The organism is Kitasatospora sp. NPDC059571 (assembly GCF_042735675.1).
Lineage (GTDB): Bacteria > Actinomycetota > Actinomycetes > Streptomycetales > Streptomycetaceae > Kitasatospora.
Window position 1 is genome coordinate 1 of record NZ_JBHWBW010000304.1, and the last position, 6,275, is coordinate 6,275.

Below are 6,275 nucleotides of genomic sequence, written 5' to 3' on the forward strand. Positions count from 1 at the left end.
GCCGGCAGCCGGCCGACCACCGTCCCGGGGCCGGGCATCCGTCCGGACCCGGGACCGGTCCGCAGCCGCCGCCCACATCACCACCCGTCCCACCGTCCACCCCACGACACGCCGCCGACCTGCGGCTCCTCACGCCTGCCCTGGCGGCGTGGGCAGCCACCTCCGCCGTACTGGCGGCACCACCGGACTGCCACCCGCGGCTGCTCGCCGCCGCGGCAGCGGTCGGCGTTCCCGCCGCGCTCCTGCTGCTGCGCCGCGGCCTCCCCGCTGCCCCGCCACGGCGGGCCGTACAGCTGATCGCGGCCGTGCTGCTCACCACCGCCGCGGCGACGGCCACCACCGTCCTGCACACCGCTGACCTCCACCAGGGCCCCATCCCCGTCCTGGCCCGCCCACCCGCGCCCGAGCCCGGCCCTGCCCCGGCTGCTTCACCACCCGACCTCTCCGTGGACCTCACCGTCACGGGCGACCCCCGGACCCGGACCGGCCGGGTCCGCGGGACGCTCCCCGGGCAGGACGTGCTGACTCTCGATGCCGTCGTGGACCGGGTGGACACCGCCGTCGGCCGGGCCGGCGACCCGGCCGGCCCCGGGCCCCGCACCTCCGTCCGCACCCACACCCCGGTGACCGTCCTCGTCCGGGCCCAGGACATCCCGACCTGGCTGGGGCTGACGCCGTCGACCAGGGTGAGCGCCGAGGTCCGGGCCGGCCCGCCCGGCGATCACGACCGGGACAGCGCCGCGCTGCTCAGCGCGCACGGACCGCCGCACCTGCTGGAGCCGCCGGGCCGGATCCAGCGCCTGGCGGCACGGCTGCGTACCGGGCTGCGCCGGGCCTGCGACCACCTGCCGGCGGACACCCGGGGCCTGCTGCCGGGCCTGGTGGTCGGCGACACCTCCCGTCTGCCCGACGACCTCCGGGAAGCGTTCCGCGCCACCGACCTCGGCCACTTGGTCGCCGTGAGCGGGGCGAACCTGGCCATCGTCCTGACAGTGCTGGTGGGCGCACCGCGCCGCGACGGCAGCGGCCCGCGCGGTGGGGTGGCCGGCCTCCTGGGGCTGTCCCTGCGGACGACCGCGCTCGCCGGTGCCTGCGTCACCCTCGCCTTCGTCACCGTCTGCCGCCCGGACCCGAGCGTCCTGCGTGCCGCCGCCACCGGGCTGATCGGCCTGCTCGCACTGGCCACCGGCCGCTCCCGCCACGGCGTTCCCGTGCTCTCCGGGGCCGTTCTGCTGCTGGTCCTCTTCGACCCCTTCCTCGCCAGGTCGTACGGGTTCCTGCTGTCCACCCTCGCCACGGCCGGGCTGCTGCTCCTCGCGCCGCGCTGGGCGGCGGCGCTCCGCAGCCGCGGCTGGCCCTCGCACCTGGCGACCGGGGTGGCCGCGACCGCGGCCGCGCAGGCCTGCTGTGCACCCGTCACCGTCCTGCTCGCACCCCGGGTGAGCCTGGTGGCCCTTCCGTGCAACCTGCTCGCCGAGGTGGCGGTGGCCCCAGCGACGCTGCTCGGCTTCGCGGCGCTCGCGGTCGAACCGGTCGCACCCGGCGCCGCCCGTGCGGTCGTCGACCTGGCCGCCGTGCCGACCGGCTGGCTGTCCCTGGTGGCCCGGCACGGGGCCGACCTGCCCGGCGCCCAGCTCGGCTGGGTCCCGGGCCCGGCCGGCGCCGTCCTGCTCGCCGCGGCCACGCTGGCCCTCTGCTGGGCCGTCCCGGCACTGCTCGCGGTGGGTACGGCGGCCCCCGCCCGGGTCCGGGCGGTACTGGCCGTGGCAGTGACCCTGGTGCTGGCGGGCGTGCTGGTGCGGCCGCCCGTGCTCACCAGGCTGGCCACCGGCTGGCCGCCGCCGGGCTGGCGGTTCGTCCTGTGCGACGTCGGCCAGGGCGACATGGCGGTCCTGCCCACCGGGCCCGACACCGCCGTGGTCGTCGACACCGGCCCCGACCCCGGCGCGGCCGACGGCTGCCTGCGCACCCTCGGCATCACCCGCGTCCCGCTGCTGGTCCTCACGCACTTCCACGCCGACCACGTGGAGGGCATGCCGGGAGTCCTCCGCGGCCGCCGGGTCGGAGCCGTCGAGGTGACCACGCTCGGCTCCCCGCCCGGTGAGCAGTCCCGGGTCCTGCGCTGGGCCGCAGCGGCCGGGGTCCCCGTCCTCCCGGCGGTGCCGGGGGAACACCGGGTGGCGGGCCCGGGCCTGTCCTGGGACGTGCTCTGGCCGGACGGAGCACTCGGTCCCGCCACGCCGGGGGCCAACAACGCGAGCATCGCGCTCCTGGTCACCCTCGGTGTGCCCGACGGGCCCGGCCTACCCGGTGGGCCCGGCCGACCCGGTGGGCTCGACGACGCCCTCCGGCTCGCCCTGCTCGGGGATCTCGAACCGCCCGCGCAGCAGGCCCTCCTGCGGCACGGACACCCGCCCGGACGCGTCGACGTCCTCAAGGTCGCCCACCACGGATCGGCCCACCAGGACTGGGAGCTCACCGGCGCACTGCACCCCCGGCTCGCCCTGATCTCCTGCGGCGCGGACAACCCCTACGGCCACCCCGCGCCCGCCACAGTGGACCGGCTACGGGCCCTCGGCGCGACCGTCCTGCGCACGGACCGCTCCGGCGACCTGGCCGTCCTCGGCAGCAGTCGCGCCGGCCTCGCGGTGGCCACCCACCCTTCCGCGGTGCGGAGGTGACGGACGATGGACATCCGCCCCCGGATCTGCCAGGGCTAGGCGCCCCGGCCGCTCTCCCGCCCGTCGGCCTGCAGGTCCTTCGAGCTGCTGCCCAGTGCGGAGCTGCTGCCCGTCGCGGCGAACTGCTCGGTGCCGAGGACGCGCAGCAGTTCCAGGTGCCCCGCGGCCGAGGAGCCCGGGGGAGGAGTGAACAGCAGCAGGCGCTGGTCCTCGGTCGGGGTCAGCAGGGTCTCGCAGTCCAGGGTCACCGCTCCGACGAGCGGATGGACGACGCACATCCGGCTGGTCCGGCGCACCGCCACCTCGTGCAGGTCCCACAGCCGGGCGAACTCCTCGCTGGTGGCGCGGATCCGCGCCACCAGGGCCGTCGCCGAGGGGTCGTCCGCCCGCCGCGCCACCGCGGCGCGCAGGTCCGCGACGTGCACCCGGCCCCAGTGGTCGCGCTCCTCCTCCGGGTAGGCCTGGCGCACCGTCGGATCGGTGAACCAGCGCCACACCACGTTGCGTTCGTCCTCGCGCAGCGAGCAGACGCCGCCGAACAGCGCGGTCGCCATGGCGTTCTGGGCGAGCAGGTCGCCGAGGTCGCTGACGATCTGGGCCGGCGTCCCGGCCAGCTGGTCCAGCAGGTGCAGCAGGGCCGGCCGGATGTGCTGGCCGGCCTGGCGCCCGACCGGTGGCCGGTGTCCGGCCAGCACGTGGAGGTGGTCCCGCTCGTCCTCGGAGAGCCGCAGGGCCCGGGCCAGTGCGCCGAGCATCTGGAGGGACGGCTGCGGGCCGCGCGCCTGTTCCAGGCGGATGTAGTAGTCGGCGGACATCCCGGCCAGCTGCACGACCTCCTCGCGTCGCAGGCCGGGCGTGCGGCGCCGACTGCCGGCGGTGAGGCCGACGTCGGCGGGGCTCAGGCGCTCCCGGGAGCGGCGGAGGAAGTCGGCGAGTTCTCGGCGGTCCATGGCCATGATCCTCATCATGGTGTCCGGCCGTCCGCGCAGCCAGGGCCTGCCGATACCACCCTTGCCCCCGGAGCCCCTGCCCGCCGGAGCCCCTGCCCGCCGGAGCCTCGTGCCGTCGGAGACTTGCGGCGGCGGAGCGCGGCCGCCCCTCCGTTATTCCTCCTCGCGCCAGCCGTCCTGCTCGGCCGCCACCGCGTCGAGTTCGGCGAGCAGGTCGGCCGTCCAGCCGTCCTCGGGGGCCTCCAGCACCACGAGCCACTGGGCGTCCTCGGCGTCGTCCTCGCCGGCCAGGGCATCCCGGACGAGTTCCGGCGACTCCAGGTCGGGGTACCGGGCGGCGAGTTCCTCGAGGACGTCCTCGGCGGCGTCGCGGTCGGACAGGACGAGCAGTTGGCGGGTGTGGTTCTCGGTCACCGCCCCATTCTCCCGACCCCCGCTCCGCCGCTCGGCCCGGGGTGTCACCCGACCGTGCGATGCTGGTACGCGATGGCCAGGAAGAGTGCACCCGACGACCTGCTCGCCCCGCTGACCCTCGCGGTCGGCCAGGAGGAGCTGCTGCTCGACCGCGCGGTCGCCGAGGTGGTCGCCGCGGCCAAGGCCGCCGACCCGGACACCGACGTGCGCGACCTCGCGCCGGGTGCTCTCCAGCCCGGCGGGCTGGCCGAGTTGACGACGCCCTCGCTCTTCGCCGAGCGCAAGGTGATCGTCGTCCGGGCGGCCCAGGACCTCGGCGCCGATGCGGTCAAGGAGGTCAAGGCCTACCTCGACTCCCCGGCCGAGGAGGTCATCATGATCCTCGTGCATGCCGGCGGCGCCAAGGGCAAGGGCCTGCTGGACGCGGCCAAGAAGGCCGGTGCCCGTGAGGTGCAGTGCGCCAAGCTGACCAAGGCCGGCGACAAGCTGGCCTTCGTCCGCGGCGAGTTCCGCCGCCTGGGCCGCGCGGCCGCCCCGGAGGCCTGCCAGGCCCTGCTGGACTCGCTCGGCAGTGACCTGCGCGAACTGGCCGCGGCCTGCAGCCAGCTCACCGCCGACATCGAGGGCGCCATCGACGAGGCCGCGGTGGCCCGGTACTACAGCGGCCGCGCGGAGGCGACCGGCTTCGAGGTCGCCGACCTGGCCGTCACCGGCCGGGCGGCCGAGGCACTGGAACGCCTGCGCTGGGCCCTCGCGGTGGGGCAGCCGCCGACCGGCATCACCTACGCCCTGGCCTCCGGCGTCCGCAGCATCGGGCGGCTGGCCACCGCCGGCCGGTCGATGCGGCCCGCCGACCTCGCCCGCGAACTCGGCATGCCGCCCTGGAAGGTCGAGCGGGTCCGCCAGCAGATGCGCGGCTGGACGGGCGACGGCGTCGCGGCCGCGCTGACCGCGGTCGCCGCGGCCGACGCCGCGGTCAAGGGCGGCTCCGACGACCCGGCCTACGCCCTGGAACGGGCCGTGGTGGCCGTCGCCCGCGCCGCCCGCGCCGGCTCCCGCCCGTACTGACCCGGCTCCCGCCCGTACTGGCCCGGCCCGCCGCCCGAGCCGCGGACGGACAGCCCGGGCAGGCGCGGCCCCCGGCCGTCAGCTGCCGCCGAGGGTGTGCAGCACCGCCCGGCTGTCGATGATCAGCGCCTGCCGGATCTGCTCCCGGTCGGGCGGGCTGGTCTTGCCGTTCTGGAACGAGCCCGACCAGCTCAGGTAGTACGTCAGTCCGCGGTCGCGCACGTAGAGGACCTGGGTGATGTAGTGCCACGACGCGTCCGAGGTGGACGGGTCGTCGAGGTAGCCGACGTAGGCGTCCTGGCCGAGGTCCGGCACCGAACTGGTCTGGTAGTGGCGCTGCTCCAGCCCGGCCCGCTGCGCGTCGAACTCCGGCTGCGGGTCGACGGCCTTGTGCAGCTGCGCCTCCAGGTAGAGCGAGACGTAGTCGGTGTCGGCGCCGGTCTTCTTCAGGTACTGGCTGCAGTACATGTCGTCGAGCGCCGAGTGCCGGGTCGAGTAGTGGTACGGCTTGCCGGACTCGGTCGGGTAGAGCGAGGCGAAGGTGGTCAGCCGGGCGTCCGTGCACATGTCGTCGACCAGGTGGTACGGCCCGGTGCCGGGGGCCGGGTCGCCGGTGGCCACCAGCTTCGGGACGGTGAGCACCGCGGTGGCCCACACCGCGGAGGCCAGGAGTACGCCGCCGACGCCCCACAGCAGTCCGCGAACCCGCTGCCGGCCGCGGCCGGGCGGCGCCTGCGCCGGTCCGATGCCCGGTGCGCCGGCCTGCCCGCCGTGCTGCTGCGGGACCACACCGGGCATCGGCGCCGTGCCGGCGGCCGGGTACGGGCCGCCCGAGTACGGTCCCGGGCCGGCCGGCGGGGCACCGTGCTGCACACCCTGCGGCGTCGGCGTCGGCATCGGAGCCTGCGGCCGCGGCGGTGGTGGTGTCGACATCGGAGCCCCCAAGTGCCCTTCCGGCGGTCTGGTAGCACCGAACCATACCGGTGAACGCTCGACAGCGGAGAGTAGCGGTTCGTCCACCCCGCGCGCCGGACCCCTGCAGTCCGGGCCGCCCACGCTGCGCGGCGACCCGGCGCCCGGGGGTGCCGGTGGCCGAGGGGTCCGGAAACGGGGGGGGGGCGGGCCCCGCGCGCGCGGCGTCACCGCACCCGCCCCCCCAAAC

General features: G+C 76.5%; 5 protein-coding genes. 2 read left to right on the forward strand and 3 right to left on the reverse strand.

Features of this window, described 5'->3' with window-relative positions; genetic code table 11:
- Positions 1 to 2,681, forward strand: a 2,681-nt coding sequence (locus tag ACFV0G_RS27060; protein WP_380553218.1) for a ComEC/Rec2 family competence protein, incomplete at its 5' end; no start/stop codon positions are given.
- 35 nt (positions 2,682 to 2,716) lie between these two features.
- On the opposite strand, the gene ACFV0G_RS27065 is transcribed toward ACFV0G_RS27060, so the two are convergent.
- Positions 2,717 to 3,637, reverse strand: a complete 921-nt coding sequence (locus ACFV0G_RS27065; RefSeq protein ID WP_380553221.1) for a helix-turn-helix transcriptional regulator — start codon at positions 3,635 to 3,637, stop codon at positions 2,717 to 2,719.
- 147 nt (positions 3,638 to 3,784) lie between these two features.
- A complete protein-coding gene (locus tag ACFV0G_RS27070) occupies positions 3,785 to 4,045 on the reverse strand; it encodes a hypothetical protein (protein WP_380553224.1) in 261 nt (86 codons plus the stop codon).
- Positions 4,046 to 4,117: 72 nt separating this feature from the next.
- On the opposite strand from ACFV0G_RS27070, the gene holA reads away from it, so the two are divergent.
- Complete coding sequence (holA, locus tag ACFV0G_RS27075) at positions 4,118 to 5,113, forward strand: DNA polymerase III subunit delta (protein WP_380553227.1); 996 nt, start codon at positions 4,118 to 4,120, stop codon at positions 5,111 to 5,113.
- Between the two features lie 78 nt (positions 5,114 to 5,191).
- On the opposite strand, the gene ACFV0G_RS27080 is transcribed toward holA, so the two are convergent.
- Complete coding sequence (locus ACFV0G_RS27080; RefSeq protein ID WP_380553230.1) at positions 5,192 to 5,986, reverse strand: hypothetical protein; 795 nt, start codon at positions 5,984 to 5,986, stop codon at positions 5,192 to 5,194.
- Positions 5,987 to 6,275 lie beyond the last annotated feature (289 nt).